The sequence below is a fragment of the Candidatus Izemoplasma sp. genome, from assembly GCF_982632705.1.
Map to the genome: position 1 here is coordinate 1 of NZ_CEXEES010000034.1, position 15,487 is coordinate 15,487.

Consider the following 15,487-nt stretch of genomic DNA (forward strand, 5'->3'; position numbering starts at 1 on the left):
ATGATGAAAAAACTATTACTGATATTCACAATTAGTTTACTTGTGTTCTTTTCTAGCTGTGCCAAAGATGCAGGACCATACGAACCATATCCAGATCCAGATCCTTACTACAAACCAAGTGAATACATAACGTTTGAGACATCAACTCTCTCATTCCAAGCAGATATTAAAGACGTATATAAAACTTTAAAGTACGATCATCATGATTTCTTCTATATCTATCAAGACTACCTTCCTGACTTAACAGATACCGAAATCAATTCATTAAACACATTGTTTGATTTATTCAATGAACTAGATGGTTCAGTCTCGGTATATTCACTTGTAAACTACGACTTAAGTGAATTTAGAGCAACACTAGAGAATAACGGATTAACACCAACTCCAGAAGCTATATTTACATATAACCTATTTATAGAGTTATATGATGAATTACCAGCAAGGGTAACATTCTATAAAATAGATATAGCAGAATACAAACTAGACCGCACTCTTACAACTAATGAAATAGATGCCATAGAGCATGTAGAAGTTTATTACGGAGGAAGTCATTCAAATTACGAGCATATAGAGTTCGATTTTGAGACAGGAACCTTTGAAGAACTTATTACCTATATCGAAACATCATATACTCTATCTCAACAAGACATCGCTGAAATAAGAATTGGATACGATATCATTATTGAACTATTAGAATAAAAAAAAGGCTAACTCAGTTAGCCTTTTTTATTTAGATTTTCGCTGCGATTACTGACATTTCAACCAGTATCTCAGAACTTGCCATCTTTGCTTCAACAGTTGCTCTAGCTGGTTCGAAACCATCTATTACAAATGAATCCCATACAGAGTTCATCCCACCGAATAAACTCATATCCTTTAAGTAGATAGTAACACTTAAGATATGTTTGCTGTCTGATCCGTATTTTTCTAATAAGTCTTCAATTTTCTTAATAGTACCTTTTGTTTGTGCTTCAATAGTATCTCCTGATAATTTCGCAGTTTGTCCGCATAAATAAAGTGTATTATTATGTTCTACAACTCTACTCATTCTTCCAGTTCCTTCGTAGCGTTTTATATTCATTGTAATCTCCTTTGATTCGATATAAATCTATTATCCTTGTTTATCTCATTATTGTCAATAGGATGATGACTTCTGTTATAACCACTTTGAAATTAGGGTTTAATACACAGTTATAGTATAATGTACTAAAAGTAGAAGGAGGATGATGGATATGAAACCTAAAATAATGAATATCATCAAATATGATTATTTGGCAAAACTTTTGTTTCTAATTGCGACAGTAGTTACACTATTATTAGTATTGATTTTAATGGTTGGTGAAACTTCAGTATTAGGAATGGTTATACCTGTTATAATTATAGCTATCGCTTTATTGGTTGCTAGGACTATGATGTTGAATAATGAACTAATCAGAATTGGTTCTAACAAGGTAATTGGTTCTGTACTAGGGACTAGAAAGAATAATGGTAATTTTTACATATCATTTACTTATCAAGTAAATGATAAAGAATTTAAGGGAAAAGCTATGTTGTTGATTGGGCCTATTCAAAAAATTAAGTTAGCTAAATTAACTGAAGTAAACTTAATCGTTGATAAGGACAATCCTAAAAAAGTATATATCGCAGACCTGTTTTACTAAAAAGATAATTTTATACCAAGGAGATTATACATATGGTAGTAAAAAAATTAGAAAAAGCTTTTAAAATGAATAACGAGTTTATGAAAGTAATTAAAGAAGAAGCACTTAAACTTAATATAGAATCAACTAGATCAAACTCAATAGGAAGTCAGATTGCTTGCTTACTAGGTGCTAGAGACGCATATGGTAAATGTATTGTATCAGATACTGAGTTTAGCTGGAATCCTGATTTTAAACATAGTGATAGATATAATCATACAATTATTAACAAACATGCTTATGATGTATCTAATAAGCTAATAAATCAAATCAGTGGACTAGAAGAGTTATCCGATAATCAATCATCACTCATTATTGATTTAATCAGTCATGAGTATTTACACCAAGGACAATTAATAAGATACATATATGCCAATGATTTAGAAATGCCTAAGGAAATGAAGTCGTTTTGGCATTTAGAAGACTAAGTTACTTCAATAAAAAAAGAAGCCTAAGCTTCTTTTTTGTTTGTTAATATTCTTGGTCCACTCATTAAAATAAGAGCGATCCATCCACAGATAGTAAAGTATCCAGTTTGCCATATAACAAATCCCATACCACCCCAAGCATCATAATCTCTTGTTGGATTAATAACGACTAGTGAATCCCATATAGCTTGAAAACTAAATGTGATTTCGGGTTCTGGTGTAGACATTCTAACTTGTTCTATTGCAGCTGGCCAGTATTCAATTGGTAAATGATAAAATAACGAGTAAAATACATAACCTACACTAAATAATGCTAAAATCATTGTCATCATTCTGTATAAGACATAACTTTGTTTTAAACTTTTATCTTTAAGACTGAACATCATTTTAACTTGAATCAACACCAACGGTATGATTAACAAGAATCCAATCCCCCACAGTGTTTCTTCAATGGCGAATAGTATACGTAGTTTAAAGAATAAACCGCCATACGCAAATGGTTGCGCTACTATAATTAGGATAAGAAGTAATCTTGGTGCCTTATTGATAAAGAATTGTAGAAGTGTACTGTTTTTGAACTTCTCACTGATTTCAAATTCTTTATTAAAGTGTAACAATCCATTCATAATAAGAAAAGCCAATGATATTTCTGCGAAAACAGCGAATGATCGAATTAACAAAGAACTGTTTAAGAATGAATCAAACCAAGCTAACTGTGTAAGATACCTTGAAATGAAGATTGAACGATACATCGCAACACTTAAAAATATTAACCCTGTGATTGCCATCATTTTACGGTAATTCATTTTTGAAGTTTTTTCTTTTCTTGATTGAATAAAGATATAAATCCCAATTGCTAAATTAATAACACTGATCATCAAAACAATACTCCACCAAGTAGTTGCCCATGTCCACATATTTGTGCCTCCTATTTGTAATTAGTATCATTATATCATACCTTTATTATCATTTGTCATTAATGAGGTTAAATAGGACATATAATTCATTTACCACGATGAACTGATATGGTAAAATAATATGGAGTCTTAAGGAAAGGGCGATTATCATGATTAAATCATACTCGAAAAATGAAGAGTTATTCTTAACTAAATATATCGTTATAATGATTGCAACTGGTATCCTCTAGATAGTACTTGCAGTAAACAATATTATTCCAGAGTTTAGTTTATTTATATATGTGGGTTTAGTCTTAGTCATTATGATGGTAAATGTATTCAATAGTCATATAAAACTAAGTGACGATAAAATATCTTTCTCAAGATACTTTGGATTCTCTAGAAAAGTATTTAGGATTAGTGAAATCTTATCTATAACTCTTGTATATCATAATGAGGAGATTATATTTGGAAAACATACCGGCTTTAAGTTTATAAGTGATTATGAAATAACAGTACCTAAATCAACGTACGAAAGAAAAGATATGGTTGAACTAATTCAAACGGTATTAAAATTAAACAAAAGGATTAAACCAACACATGATTTAAAACACTATCTTGCTACTGAAACAAAGCCGTTATCATTAGATGACGTCCATATATCATCAATTCTCAAGAACTACAAAATTACAAGAGTATCCCTTTTGGTATTTATATCATTTTATATATTTGCGATGGGGTTATTTAGTTATATGCTTCTAACAGTATTCTCAAACTACTATGAATTAACAAGTGGAATAGTTCTATTTTTGATTGATATTCTATTAGTTTTTGTGTTCCTAAGCATCCTGAACTACAGAATTAAGTTAGACCGCAGTGCGTTATTAATCCGTAACTTCATATTGATAGAAAAAGAGTATTCTTTATCAGAGCTTAAAAGAACAATTAAAGTGAAGAATAAGAGAACAAGAAATAGAAGTAGAGCATATTTAGAACTCCAGTTCAAGAAGACAGATAAAAAATTAATCCTTAAGGATGTAACCCTAGATATTATTAAGCATTTAAGAAAATCTAGATTTACAGTACAGGGTTATATTCCAAATGATATTAGATAATATTGCTATATGTAAAGATGCCAAAGAATACTTAAATTTTACTGACAAAGTATAGAAGCCAATTTGGCTTCTTTTTTTATGCAAAGTGACTAATTAATACATAACTCGTGACTTTTGAAATGGTGGTGTTATAATACGGTTTGAAAGTAGGTGACATCATGGGTAAATTAGAGAAAAACATATATAAGATTACATGGCCAATACTAGTTGAAATGTTATTCTTTACATTACTAGGTACTGTAGATACTGTGATGTTATCAAGATTTAGTGATACAGCTGTTGGTAGTGTTGGTGTCAGTAATGGGATTTTATTCTTATTTGGTATTATTGTAAATGTAATTGCCTTAGGAATTGGTGTAGTTGCTGCACAGTATTTAGGGGCAAAGAAAGTTCAAAAGGCAAAAGATACAGTTGTTACTGGTATTGCTGGGAACTTTATTATTGGGATTGTATTAAGTACTGTTGTTGTAATCCTTGGAAAATCACTACTTGAAATGATTGGAACCAACTCAATCTTTATGGAAGATTCAGTTACCTATATCAGGATTGTTGGATTATCACTTGTCTTTATCGCAATTAGGGTTGCGATAAGCAATGGATTTAGATCCTTTGGTAAACCAAAAGTAGTAATGTATATCATGATTATAGGAAATTTAGTAAATATAGCGATAAACGCAGTATTAATATATGGTTTATTTGGATTACCACGTCTTGGGGTTCAAGGAGCTGCGATTGGTACTGTAGTATCAAGGATAATAATGGTTGCTATCCTCGGTATATCAGCGTATAAGATATTAGATATTAAAATACTGAAAGTAAGGTTACATCTGGTACAGTTAAAGAAAATACTCTTTGTTGGAATACCAGCGGCTACTGAAAACTTAATGTGGAATATAGCTCAAGTCTTTATCATGGCGATAATCAATCAATTAACTCCAGAAGCAGTAATTGCAAGAACATACATTTATACTATTCTGAGTTTCATCTTTATATTTAGTTTCTCGTTTGCGAGTGGTAACGCGATTATTGTTGGTTACTTCATTGGAGAGAATCAACATGAAAAAGCATATGAACATACAAAGAAAGCATTACGGATTGCCTTCTTGCTAGTTATGTTCATTACATTACTGCTAAATGTATTTAGTGCTAGTGTTATAGGATTATTCACTGATGATCCAATCATTATCGATATGGCAAGAACAGTGTTATACATTGCCTTCTTCATGGAACTAGGTCGTTCAATGAACTTTGTGTTTATTCACGCTCTTCGTTCAGCTGGAGATACTGTATTCCCTGTAATAATGGCTGTTATATCGATGTTTGGAGTAAATGTGTTATTTAGTTACATATTCGCAATAGAACTGAATATGGGGCTTGTAGGAGTCTTTGTTGCTGGAATGTTAGATGAAGTATTTAGAGGATCATCTATGGCATATAGATGGTTCCAAAGAAAATGGACTAAAATAAAACTAATAGATACCAATTAGGTATCTATTTTTATGTTATAATTATATTGAGGTGGATGAAATGATTGAATACATAATATATGGGGTATTAATGATTATCGTGGGGTTATTGATGATTAAAAATGTTGAGGGATTATCAAAACTGTCATGGGCAGCAAGGCACGGAGTAGATAAGAACGGATTAGGGCAAGTTCAATTAAGTATTGTATTACTTGGAATGTTCTTAACACTGATTGGTGTAGTAATAACGATTGTAAGTATCTTCAATCTATAAGAGGTGATTGTATGAGTTATGTAATAGTACAACTGGCGTTATCCTTAGATGGATATATTGCTAGAAAAAACGGTGATGTAGATTTTCTTGGGGACATGAATACTGAGTTTACAGAAGAATTTAATTCTTTTGTTCATTCAATCGACACGATAATCATGGGCCGAGGAACATATGAGAAGATGTTAGAGTTTGGTGAAATGCCATTTAAGAATAAAAAGATATACGTTTTAACAAAACAAAAACTTAAGTCAAATGAACCTCATGTCACGTTTACTAAAACTAATATTTCTTCACTTTGTCAAGAAATAGATGGCAACATCTGGTTGTTTGGTGGTAGTAAAGTGATTAAGAGTTTTATCAATTTAGGACTTGTTGATGAATTCCAGTTATTATATGTACCACAAATTATAGGAGAAGGTATTCCTATGTTTTTAAATAGTAGTGGAATGAAAGATTTAACGTTAGTGAAACACGAACATTACGGAGATAGTTTATTCGTTGTGTATAAAAAGTAGTGGAGGGGTTCTATGTATAAGAAAATTAGCTTTATAGCTTTATTGTTTGGAATAATGTTATTAAGTGGTTGTCATCCATGTGATAATCGCGATATATCAGAAGAAGCACTTACTGTTTTTGCAACTGAGTATGAGTTTGAAGACTATATTATTGAGTATAGTTCATGGGACGAAATCGAAGTTATGGGAGAACACATAACTGGAGAAAATTGTAGTGTAGTTAAAGAACATACAGGGCGTAAACTAGTCGACAATACAGGGAACACAATAAGAATTCTTTATGTATCAGCATGTGAAGAAGATGACGTTTATCTATACGAGGGGTTGTTTCCTAGTTTTGAACGTATAAATCTAGAATTGGATTTATACAACAACAGAACCTTCTCATCAACTACAATAGATGTTATAACTGAACTGACAGATCCATTGGAATCAAGATTTCACTTTATGAGCAATTACACAGGAATTGAAAGAGATTATCCTGTTGGGTACCTTGTAGGAACAATGATTGTCACAGAAGATGACATCGAAGAAGTAAAAGATGTATGGGTGATTCAAATATCTGAGAACTCATTTGGTTTTGTAAGACTAATTTACCAAGAGGATGGGTATTTATTTCTTGTCCTAAATAGTTTTGAAGTTGAATAAATAAAAAAAGACGATTTCTCGTCTTTTTTATTTACTATTTTGAGATTGGTACAAATACTCTTTGTCCAGCTTCTTGATCTAAGATGTAAAGTCCAGCGTCTTTTACTAATTTGATTTTATCAATCATTTTACCAAAATTGTCTTCCTCTTCAACTTGTTCTTCAACATACCATCCTAAGAATGAGATTGCTGCGTAATCTTTTACTTCATGAGCGATGCTCATTAAGTTATTGATTCTTTCAGTAACTGTGTATTCATGCTTCAGTGAAACCTCGAATACTTCTAAAAGAGAATTGTAGTCATTTTCTGGGTCTTCAAATCCTTTAATAGCAACTCTTCCACCACGTTCATTAATGTATCCCATGAATTTCTTAGCATGTGCTAATTCCTCTTCATATTGTACCATTAGCCAGTTTTCAAACCCGTCTAATCCTAAAGTTCCTACGTATCCAGCCATAGCTAAGTAGATATGCGCTGATTCAATTTCATAATTTAATTGTTCGTTGATTGCATCAACTAATTTTTGATTCATCTAATCATCTCCTTTTCATATGTATTATAACACAATAAAGCCTTTTAACAACCATTAATACACTTTATTTTATGCTAATAAATCCTTTGCTTTTTGTAATGTTACGAAGTTTGTTTTGGCGTATTTATTTAGGAAAGATTCACCCTTTTCTTTAATAATTAACGCAACTTGTTGGTCTACTTTTTTAGAAGCACCTTTTAATAGTGGATATCCAGATTCTTCAATCATTAAATCAAAGTATTGTAAGAATGCATATCTCGCAATAATACTACCAACTGCGACTGAAGCATATTTGCTTTCTGCTTTTGTAGTAAATGTTATATCTCTAAATATGTTTTGTTCCTGGTTTAAGTATTTAAAGTATAGTCCAGGATCACAAAACTGATCAAGGACAACAGTAGTAGATGGTACTTTCTTTGATAACTGAAGTATCGCACTATTATGCAAGTATGCTTTTAGTTTATTCATGTTGTAACCACGTTTTGTCATCTCGTTAAACTTATCATTATGAAGAGCTAACATACTATAGGTTACTTTATCTTTTAACTGTTCCCCAATGACTCTTATTTTATCGTCTGTTATCTTTTTTGAATCATCAATTCCAAGTGATTGTAAAAATTCAATCAAATCAGGAGTTATATATGCTGCACAAACAACCACAGGACCAAAGAAATCTCCTGTACCTACTTCATCACTACCTATAGATGTTAAAAAGTAGTTGTTTGGGATCTGTTTACTTGCTTTTTCCTTTGTAACAACTGTTTCTTTCTTAAGCATAACATTCCACATATTATACTCATTAACGGCGTCAGTACCTTGAAACATAACTTTAAATGATTTATAAACAGTGATACTTACCAAATCAGTTTTCGCAAAAAACAATACAGTCATATTGTTGGTTTCTTTTTGGTAATCACGGTAGAACATAATCACTTTTTTTGCTTCTGTTTCATTCAATTTTAATACGTAGTTCATAAAATCCACTCCTGCCTTTCATTTTACCATACTATTTGTTAAAATAATATCTAGGAGTGATGAATATGCAATTTGATACAAGTTTATTAGAATTCGACAAAATAAAAGATCTCATCATAAGAAAAGCAAGTACATTACACGGTAAAGAACTTGTAAGTAATATCTCTCCAACGAACAATGCCTTAGAGATTAAACGCTTATTAGAAGAAACCAATCATGCGTTTGATATTGTAACAAGGTATAAAGAACCACCATTTGGTGGTATCAGAGATTTACATGAGACCTTACAAAAAGCTAAAATCCATTCAGTTCTTAGACCAACTGAGTTTTTAAACGTGATTGGATTATTAGATGCGACAATAAACAATAGAACATTTTATAAGAATGTGAAAGAGGAAGAAATAGAAGGAGATGCACTTGATTTCTATTATGATCAACTGTCACAAGTAAAAGGATTAAAACAAGACATCAATATGGTTATTACCATTGATGGACGTGTTCATGACAGAGCGAGTCATGAACTAAGTAGAATAAGAGCGAAGATTAATCAAAAACAAAATAAGATCACAGAGCGTTTAAACGGAATCTTAAATTCTCAAAAAACAAAACTAGCTGACAGTTTAATTACATTAAGAAGTAATAGAATGGTTGTCCCTGTAAAGTTAAGTGAAAAGAATAACTTTAAAGGTACGATCATTGATTATTCAAGTTCAGGTGAAACTGTTTATATGGAACCTCAATCTGTTACATTACTAAATAATGAAATTAATATCTTAATGTTAGATGAAGAACGTGAAATAGAACGTATCTTACGTGAATTAACAGCGAAGATCGCAGATCACTATGAACCATTAATGAATAACTACAATACATTATGTTATTTAGATATGGTATATGCCAAAGCGAAATTCAGTGTTGATTTTGAATGTACGATGCCTTTAATTACTGAACATGAAGTACATCTAGTAAAGGCAAGACATCCATTAATCAAACAGGATGAAGTAGTACCAAACACAATAACCTACAACAAACAAGAACGCATCATCATTATCACAGGACCAAACACCGGTGGTAAAACCGTAGCGATTAAAACAATGGGATTATTATCTGTCATGATTCAATCAGGACTAATGGTTCCTGTCAGTGAAGGATCTAAAACAGTAATATTTGAAAACATCTTCGCTGATATCGGTGATGAACAATCAATTGAACAATCGTTATCGACATTTAGTTCACATATGACACGTATTATTAATATCTTAAAGAATATGACTGTCGGTAGTCTAATCTTACTAGATGAGTTAGGAAGCGGAACAGATCCTAAAGAAGGTGCGAGTCTCGCTATTAGTATTCTAGACTACATTAGAATTAGAGGAGTATACGTTATCGCGACAACTCATTATCCTGAGTTAAAAGCGTACGCATACGATAAAGAAGAAATCATCAACGCCAGTGTTGAATTCAATGTTGAGACATTAAGTCCAACATACAGGTTATTACTAGGAACACCTGGTAAATCAAACGCATTACTAATCAGTGAACGTCTTGGATTACCTGAAAAAATAATCAACGACGCAAAAGAAAACGTTCTAACAAGTCAGTCAGAGATTAGTGACTTAATAAACAAACTAGAAAAACAAGGAAATAGTCTTGATATCCAAATTCAAGAGTATGAAACCTTAATTCATGACAATAAAGAACTAGTCAAACGAAACGAGAAGTTACAAAGAGAACTAATAGAGCGACAAAATGAAATAAAGCGAAAAGGCGCAGTTTCAAAAAGTCAAATCGTTAGTGAGGCAAAACATGAAGCCTTAACGCTTCTAAAAGAGATAGAAGAGATGCAAAAGAACCAAAATATAAAAGAACACGAAATCGCAGAAATGAAATACAAAGTGAAGAACCTAAGTCTTGATGAAGAAACAAAGTCAACGACAACTGATCATGAATACTTACCTGGAGATTTGGTAACTGTTCTTAAATTTAACAGAACAGGTGAACTTGTAAAAAAACAAAAAAACAATAACTGGATCGTTAAAATGGGTATCTTAAATTCACAGTTTAGTGAAGACGGTTTTGAATTCATCGAACGTAAAGTAAAAGAAGAACCAAAAGGAAGAATCAGATCACATGTTAAAAAGAACGCTAGAATCCAATTAGACTTAAGAGGATTACGTTATGAAGAGGCAAAATACGAACTTGACAAGTATGTAGATGATTGTCTAGTCTCAAATATGCCCCACGGACACGTTATTCACGGCTTTGGTACGCTAACGATAAGAAAACTTGTTAAGACCTACTTAGACAAGCATCAGATGGTAGAATCCCATCGTGATGGTGAAGGCGGAGAAGGTGGCCAAGGAGTTACTATATTTTATTTAAAATAATGAGAGCAAAAAGATTGATTTAAATAAGCATGTAAATTATAATTAAAACGAAATATAAAGAGGAGGAATTAATTATGGCTTTAGTATATGCAAACAATGACAACTTTAATGAGGAAATCGCAAAAGGGACAGTATTATTAGACTTTTATGCAGACTGGTGTGCACCATGTAGAATGATCGGACCGGTTTTAGAACAAATCGCAAACGAAAACGAAGATATCAAAGTAGTAAAAGTAAATGTAGATGAAAATCCAGATTTATCAAGCAACTTCGGTGTTAGAGGAATCCCAGCATTATTCGTAATCAAAGAAGGAAAAACTGTTGCTCAAAAAGCAGGGTTTATGCCTAAAGACGCATTAGTTGATTGGGTTAAAAACGCATAATTAAAAACCAAGTTTAAAACTTGGTTTTTTTTATGGTTTATTATATAATACGGTTGGTGATTTAAATGGACGGAATACTATTAATAAACAAACCAAAGGATTTCACATCTTTTGATGTAATCGCAGTACTAAAAAAACCTCTTAATACAGGAAAACTTGGCCACACAGGGACACTTGACCCTGATGCGACTGGTCTTTTGGTTGTCGGAGTAAACAAAGGTACAAAGATTATGAAGTACTTAAACAACGATGAAAAAGTATATATCGCAAAAGCTTGTATTGGGATATCAACAGACACAGTTGATAAAACAGGAGAGGTAATTGATCAAGCTCCAGTCTCTGAAATTAATGATATTGATTCTATTTTAGATTCATTTCTAGGGACTTACACACAAACTCCCCCAATGTATAGCGCAATTAAATATAAAGGGAAACGTTTATACGAATACGCAAGACAAGGAATCGTTATAGACGATATCCCATCTCGTGATATCGAAATCAAATCAATCAAACGTATCTCTGAAATAGAATATAAAGATAACTGCGCGTACTTCAGCTATGAAGTTCACGCTTCTAAAGGTTTATACGTTAGAACACTGAGTTATGATATCGGTAAAAAACTTGGATACCCAGCCCACAACTACGATCTACATAGATCACAAGCTGGTAAATTCAATATTGAAGATAGCTGTACAATCGAAGATGTAAAAGAAGGAAACTATAAAATGATCTCTATGAGTGATGCTTTAAACCATCTTCCAGCACTTCTTGTTAACGATGAAATCAAACATCATATCAAAAATGGGATGGCAATTAGCTTAAAACAGTTTGAAAAACCAACGTTAACACGTATAATAGATAACGAAAACAATTTACTAGCGTTATATGACTTACATCCAACTGCTAGTAAAATGAAAGCACAAAATATATTTTACCAAGGTGATTAATATGAAAGTAATCAAATTAAACGGAATGAAACTTGAAAAAAACACAGTAGCTGCTATTGGGTTCTTTGATGGTGTTCATCTAGCTCACAAAGAGTTAATCAACAAAACAATTGAATTTGGAAACAAGAATAATCTAAAAAAGGCTGTCATCACATTTGATGTACACCCTAAATCAATACTATTTGATTTAGATTATCATTACCTAACTCCATTAAAACGAAAACTAGAGATCTTAGAAGAATTTGATCTTGATTTTGTTTATGTAATTGAATTCACAAAAGAAAAGGCAGTACTAACTCCAGAAGACTTTGTGAATTACTACTTAAACAATATCCATACAATCGTTTGTGGATTTGATTTTAAATTTGGAGTTCGTGGTTCTGGAACAACGAATACATTAAAAGAAGATTCAAGATTCAATACAATAGTAGTCGATGAAGTAACTTACGAAGGATACAAAGTAGGTTCTACACATATAAGAGACTTAATAAACAGCGGACAAGTAGATAAAGTACACGAAGTACTAGGAGATTTCTATTCTGTCAAAGGAGAAGTCATCCACGGTGCTAAAAAAGGACGCACAATCGGCTATCCTACAGCGAACTGTGATACAAACAACTATCTTATCCCAAAAACCGGAGTATACGTTACAAAGACAAAATACGATGGTACATGGTATGATTCAATGAGTAGTGTTGGACACAATCCAACTCTCAACTGCCTCGCAGTTGTCTCAGTAGAATCAAATATCTTTCACTTCAATAAAGAAATATATGGAGAAGAGATTGAAATCAAGTTTATCAAACGATTACGTGATGAATTAAAGTTTGATTCAGTTGAAGGTCTAATCAAAAAAATAGATCAAGATAAAATAGATTCTATAGAAGTGTTAAAAAACTTAAAATAACACTTGAAACAATATAGGAGTATGATATAATACTTTTGCGCCTGTTTCTTAGATTAAGGATCCTCATCCTTTATCAAGGATACTAGGTAAGACGAAAACAAGGAGGAAACTATAATGGCATTAACTAAAGAGCAAAAACAAGCAATCGTTAAGGAATTTGGTTTAAAAGATGGAGACAGTGGTTCTACAGAAGTACAAGTAGCTATCGTTACAAAAGAAATCGAAGAATTAAACGAACACTTAAAGTCACACATTCATGACTTCCATAGTAGAAGAGGATTACTAATGAAAGTTGGTAAACGTCGTGGATTACTTAAGTACTTACAAAGAACTGAAGTTGAACGTTACAGAGCATTAATCGCAAAATTAGGATTAAGAAGATAATTTAAAGACACCAATACGGTGTCTTTTTTTTAATCTATTATGATATAATACTAATGAGGTGATACTATGATTATTGAATTAGAAAAGAAGTATGAAGAAGATTATAAAACATTGGTTAAAAAACTATGGTCTGATATTAAAGACGAAGAGTTGAATAAAATCATACAAGATCACTACTTAAGTAAAGAAATGATTTTCTTGTTTATTAGTATAAAAGAAGAATCTGCGGTCGGGTTTATTAATACATCGATCCGTAATGATTATGTTGAAGGGTGTGACAGTTTAGGTGTTGGATACATAGAAGGTATTTATGTATGTGAACCTTATAGACGTAATCAAATAGCGTATAAACTAATGCAGGAAGCAATAAAGTATTTTAAAACACTTGGATTAAACCAAATAGGATCTGACACAGAAGTTGAAAACGTAATGAGTCAGATTTTTCATAAATCAATAGGGTTTAAAGAAGTTAGTACGATTAAACACTACATAATGAATATAGACGGTGAGTAATAATGAAGGAATTTAAAGTATTAGATTCATATGGTAATAAACTACATACATATATGTTTGATGATGTCTTTGAAATTAAAGGGGTTGTACAACTTGTACATGGAATAAACGAGCACGGACTTAGATATAAGGACTTTGCTTCGTTTTTGAATGAAAATGGTTATATAGTGTATATCCATGACCATGTATCTCAAGGTAAATCAAGAGATGGGAATGATATGTTGCTTGGTACTGTTTATTTTGGTAGTAAAGGTGAAAAGGTACTAGTAGACGGGTTAAATAGCGTTAGAGAGCGTATAAAGGAAGACTTTCCTGGTACACAAATCTATCTATTTGGACATAGTCTTGGGAGTATGATTATAAGATTGTATCTTATTGAATTTGAGAATGAATACAAACGTATTATCTTAAACGGTGGAGGATACAGTAATCTAAAAGGGATTGGACTAGGACTATTTATTGGAAATGTCTTAAAACTGTTTAAAGCAAAGAAACCATCTAACATGTTTGATAACATGTTTAGACAAACACAGCTTAGGTTAAATGAAAAAGTAGAGATTGATCATTTTATTGAATGGTTAACAAGAGATAAAGAGTATACAGATATCAATAAAGAAGACAAATATCTATATATTAGATTAAGTGTCAGTGTATTTGTTGATATGTTAAAAGCGATTAAGAAGATAAATAACTTAAATAACATATTAAATTCACATATTGATGTACCAATTATGTTATTATCTGGAAGTCATGATCCTGCGACTGACTTTGGAGATGCAACAATGGCGTTACATGAGTTATACTTAGAAGCAGGGTTTAAAAGTAGATTGAAGATTTATCCTGAAGGTAGACATGATACCTTACAGGAATTAAATAAAGAAGAAGTATTTAACGATATACTTACATTTATAGGGGGCACAGTATGAAAATAGATCGTATTAAGTGGCTGCAGAATTTAGGGATTGCAGCGCTAACGCTAGTTAGTTTGTATTATTTAAACTCATTATTTGGAAAGCAGATTGGATTATTGTTTACCGCAATCAACGCTATACTATTACCATTTGGGATTGCATTGTTTATTAGTTATTTATTAGCGCCGCTAATGAAACTACTAAAAACAAGGGCAAAGATAACCAAACAATGGATCAATGTAACAATTGTTATTATTGTATTTATTCTTGGTTTAGTAGTATTAATGTATACCATAGGAGATATTATCTATACACAAGGTAAAGAGTTTATGGATCTTGATTGGGACTCAATCATAGTTAGTATCGAAAGCTTCATTGCAGAAAACAGTTTCTTACAAGGTATTTTAGATAAAATATTAGCTTCGATTGATGCAATGGGAGAAGATACTAATATATTCAGTGTTCTAGATGTATTCAAAGGTGTTGTTAATGTTGTTGTTACGTTA

Annotated in this window: 20 protein-coding genes; 16 read left to right on the plus strand and 4 right to left on the minus strand. The window is 31.8% G+C overall.

Annotated features, from left to right (window positions below; all coding sequences use genetic code 11):
- The coding region (locus tag AC2LE6_RS05760; RefSeq protein WP_484478307.1) for a hypothetical protein at window positions 1-699 on the plus strand (699 nt) is incomplete at its 5' end.
- A gap of 31 nt (window positions 700-730) precedes the next feature.
- Here the strand turns inward: AC2LE6_RS05760 and AC2LE6_RS05765 are convergent.
- Window positions 731-1,081 carry a RidA family protein gene (locus AC2LE6_RS05765; RefSeq protein WP_484478308.1) on the minus strand — a complete coding sequence of 117 codons (351 nt, stop codon included), beginning with the start codon at window positions 1,079-1,081 and terminating at the stop codon, window positions 731-733.
- A 151-nt stretch (window positions 1,082-1,232) separates the two neighbouring features.
- On the opposite strand from AC2LE6_RS05765, the gene AC2LE6_RS05770 reads away from it, so the two are divergent.
- Window positions 1,233-1,661, plus strand: coding sequence for a hypothetical protein (locus tag AC2LE6_RS05770; RefSeq protein ID WP_484478309.1), 429 nt, complete (start codon window positions 1,233-1,235; stop codon window positions 1,659-1,661).
- A gap of 32 nt (window positions 1,662-1,693) precedes the next feature.
- Complete coding sequence (locus AC2LE6_RS05775) at window positions 1,694-2,128, plus strand: hypothetical protein (protein ID WP_484478310.1); 435 nt, start codon at window positions 1,694-1,696, stop codon at window positions 2,126-2,128.
- A gap of 23 nt (window positions 2,129-2,151) precedes the next feature.
- Here AC2LE6_RS05775 and AC2LE6_RS05780 read toward each other — a convergent pair whose 3' ends face one another.
- Window positions 2,152-3,045, minus strand: a complete 894-nt coding sequence (locus tag AC2LE6_RS05780; protein ID WP_484478311.1) for a hypothetical protein — start codon at window positions 3,043-3,045, stop codon at window positions 2,152-2,154.
- Window positions 3,046-3,347: 302 nt separating this feature from the next.
- Here AC2LE6_RS05780 and AC2LE6_RS05785 point away from each other — a divergent pair, with 302 nt between their 5' ends.
- From AC2LE6_RS05785 to AC2LE6_RS05805, 5 genes are all read left to right on the plus strand, one after another.
- Window positions 3,348-4,139 carry a hypothetical protein gene (locus tag AC2LE6_RS05785; protein WP_484478312.1) on the plus strand — a complete coding sequence of 264 codons (792 nt, stop codon included), beginning with the start codon at window positions 3,348-3,350 and terminating at the stop codon, window positions 4,137-4,139.
- A 158-nt stretch (window positions 4,140-4,297) separates the two neighbouring features.
- Window positions 4,298-5,626 (plus strand): MATE family efflux transporter, encoded by a 1,329-nt coding sequence (locus tag AC2LE6_RS05790; RefSeq protein WP_484478313.1) that lies wholly within the window; start codon window positions 4,298-4,300, stop codon window positions 5,624-5,626.
- Between the two features lie 40 nt (window positions 5,627-5,666).
- Entirely contained in the window at window positions 5,667-5,879 is a 213-nt protein-coding gene (locus tag AC2LE6_RS05795) for a hypothetical protein (protein ID WP_484478314.1), read from the plus strand.
- Window positions 5,880-5,890: 11 nt separating this feature from the next.
- Window positions 5,891-6,394, plus strand: a complete 504-nt coding sequence (locus tag AC2LE6_RS05800) for a dihydrofolate reductase family protein (RefSeq protein WP_484478315.1) — start codon at window positions 5,891-5,893, stop codon at window positions 6,392-6,394.
- Window positions 6,395-6,406: 12 nt separating this feature from the next.
- Window positions 6,407-7,042 (plus strand): hypothetical protein, encoded by a 636-nt coding sequence (locus tag AC2LE6_RS05805; protein ID WP_484478316.1) that lies wholly within the window; start codon window positions 6,407-6,409, stop codon window positions 7,040-7,042.
- Between the two features lie 34 nt (window positions 7,043-7,076).
- Here the strand turns inward: AC2LE6_RS05805 and AC2LE6_RS05810 are convergent, their stop codons facing one another.
- On the minus strand, window positions 7,077-7,574 hold the full coding sequence (locus AC2LE6_RS05810) for a ferritin (RefSeq protein WP_484478317.1): 498 nt from the start codon (window positions 7,572-7,574) through the stop codon (window positions 7,077-7,079).
- 69 nt (window positions 7,575-7,643) lie between these two features.
- Entirely contained in the window at window positions 7,644-8,549 is a 906-nt protein-coding gene (gene rnhC / locus AC2LE6_RS05815) for a ribonuclease HIII (RefSeq protein WP_484478318.1), read from the minus strand.
- Between the two features lie 65 nt (window positions 8,550-8,614).
- Between rnhC and AC2LE6_RS05820 the strand changes: the two genes are divergently transcribed.
- The 8 genes from AC2LE6_RS05820 to AC2LE6_RS05855 all read left to right on the plus strand — a co-directional run.
- Window positions 8,615-10,936 (plus strand): endonuclease MutS2, encoded by a 2,322-nt coding sequence (locus AC2LE6_RS05820; protein WP_484478319.1) that lies wholly within the window; start codon window positions 8,615-8,617, stop codon window positions 10,934-10,936.
- A 74-nt stretch (window positions 10,937-11,010) separates the two neighbouring features.
- The gene (gene trxA, locus AC2LE6_RS05825; RefSeq protein WP_484478320.1) at window positions 11,011-11,319 is read left to right on the plus strand and encodes a thioredoxin; all 309 of its coding nucleotides are present in this window, start codon (window positions 11,011-11,013) and stop codon (window positions 11,317-11,319) included.
- Window positions 11,320-11,384: 65 nt separating this feature from the next.
- Complete coding sequence (truB, locus tag AC2LE6_RS05830) at window positions 11,385-12,266, plus strand: tRNA pseudouridine(55) synthase TruB (protein ID WP_484478321.1); 882 nt, start codon at window positions 11,385-11,387, stop codon at window positions 12,264-12,266.
- 1 nt (window position 12,267) lies between these two features.
- Window positions 12,268-13,173: a bifunctional riboflavin kinase/FAD synthetase gene (locus AC2LE6_RS05835; RefSeq protein WP_484478322.1), complete on the plus strand. Its 906-nt coding sequence runs from the start codon at window positions 12,268-12,270 to the stop codon at window positions 13,171-13,173.
- A gap of 114 nt (window positions 13,174-13,287) precedes the next feature.
- Window positions 13,288-13,557 carry a 30S ribosomal protein S15 gene (gene rpsO / locus AC2LE6_RS05840; protein WP_484478323.1) on the plus strand — a complete coding sequence of 90 codons (270 nt, stop codon included), beginning with the start codon at window positions 13,288-13,290 and terminating at the stop codon, window positions 13,555-13,557.
- A gap of 66 nt (window positions 13,558-13,623) precedes the next feature.
- Window positions 13,624-14,070 carry a GNAT family N-acetyltransferase gene (locus AC2LE6_RS05845; RefSeq protein ID WP_484478324.1) on the plus strand — a complete coding sequence of 149 codons (447 nt, stop codon included), beginning with the start codon at window positions 13,624-13,626 and terminating at the stop codon, window positions 14,068-14,070.
- A 2-nt stretch (window positions 14,071-14,072) separates the two neighbouring features.
- Entirely contained in the window at window positions 14,073-14,996 is a 924-nt protein-coding gene (locus AC2LE6_RS05850; RefSeq protein WP_484478325.1) for an alpha/beta fold hydrolase, read from the plus strand.
- Window positions 14,993-15,487: hypothetical protein (locus AC2LE6_RS05855; RefSeq protein WP_484478326.1), on the plus strand; the 495-nt coding region annotated here is incomplete at its 3' end. The genes AC2LE6_RS05850 and AC2LE6_RS05855, both read left to right, overlap by 4 nt.

Bases quoted from the DNA above. Each gene is read 5' to 3' on its own strand.
- rpsO (WP_484478323.1), top strand. From the start codon at position 13,288: ATGGCATTAACTAAAGAGCAAAAACAAGCAATCGTTAAGGAATTTGGT.
- trxA (WP_484478320.1), top strand. From the start codon at position 11,011: ATGGCTTTAGTATATGCAAACAATGACAACTTTAATGAGGAAATCGCA.
- AC2LE6_RS05820 (WP_484478319.1), top strand. From the start codon at position 8,615: ATGCAATTTGATACAAGTTTATTAGAATTCGACAAAATAAAAGATCTC.
- AC2LE6_RS05810 (WP_484478317.1), bottom strand. From the start codon at position 7,574: ATGAATCAAAAATTAGTTGATGCAATCAACGAACAATTAAATTATGAA.
- AC2LE6_RS05775 (WP_484478310.1), top strand. From the start codon at position 1,694: ATGGTAGTAAAAAAATTAGAAAAAGCTTTTAAAATGAATAACGAGTTT.
- AC2LE6_RS05790 (WP_484478313.1), top strand. From the start codon at position 4,298: ATGGGTAAATTAGAGAAAAACATATATAAGATTACATGGCCAATACTA.
- AC2LE6_RS05835 (WP_484478322.1), top strand. From the start codon at position 12,268: ATGAAAGTAATCAAATTAAACGGAATGAAACTTGAAAAAAACACAGTA.
- AC2LE6_RS05845 (WP_484478324.1), top strand. From the start codon at position 13,624: ATGATTATTGAATTAGAAAAGAAGTATGAAGAAGATTATAAAACATTG.
- AC2LE6_RS05800 (WP_484478315.1), top strand. From the start codon at position 5,891: ATGAGTTATGTAATAGTACAACTGGCGTTATCCTTAGATGGATATATT.
- AC2LE6_RS05765 (WP_484478308.1), bottom strand. From the start codon at position 1,081: ATGAATATAAAACGCTACGAAGGAACTGGAAGAATGAGTAGAGTTGTA.
- AC2LE6_RS05795 (WP_484478314.1), top strand. From the start codon at position 5,667: ATGATTGAATACATAATATATGGGGTATTAATGATTATCGTGGGGTTA.
- AC2LE6_RS05785 (WP_484478312.1), top strand. From the start codon at position 3,348: ATGATGGTAAATGTATTCAATAGTCATATAAAACTAAGTGACGATAAA.
- AC2LE6_RS05770 (WP_484478309.1), top strand. From the start codon at position 1,233: ATGAAACCTAAAATAATGAATATCATCAAATATGATTATTTGGCAAAA.
- rnhC (WP_484478318.1), bottom strand. From the start codon at position 8,549: ATGAACTACGTATTAAAATTGAATGAAACAGAAGCAAAAAAAGTGATT.
- AC2LE6_RS05805 (WP_484478316.1), top strand. From the start codon at position 6,407: ATGTATAAGAAAATTAGCTTTATAGCTTTATTGTTTGGAATAATGTTA.
- AC2LE6_RS05850 (WP_484478325.1), top strand. From the start codon at position 14,073: ATGAAGGAATTTAAAGTATTAGATTCATATGGTAATAAACTACATACA.
- truB (WP_484478321.1), top strand. From the start codon at position 11,385: ATGGACGGAATACTATTAATAAACAAACCAAAGGATTTCACATCTTTT.
- AC2LE6_RS05780 (WP_484478311.1), bottom strand. From the start codon at position 3,045: ATGTGGACATGGGCAACTACTTGGTGGAGTATTGTTTTGATGATCAGT.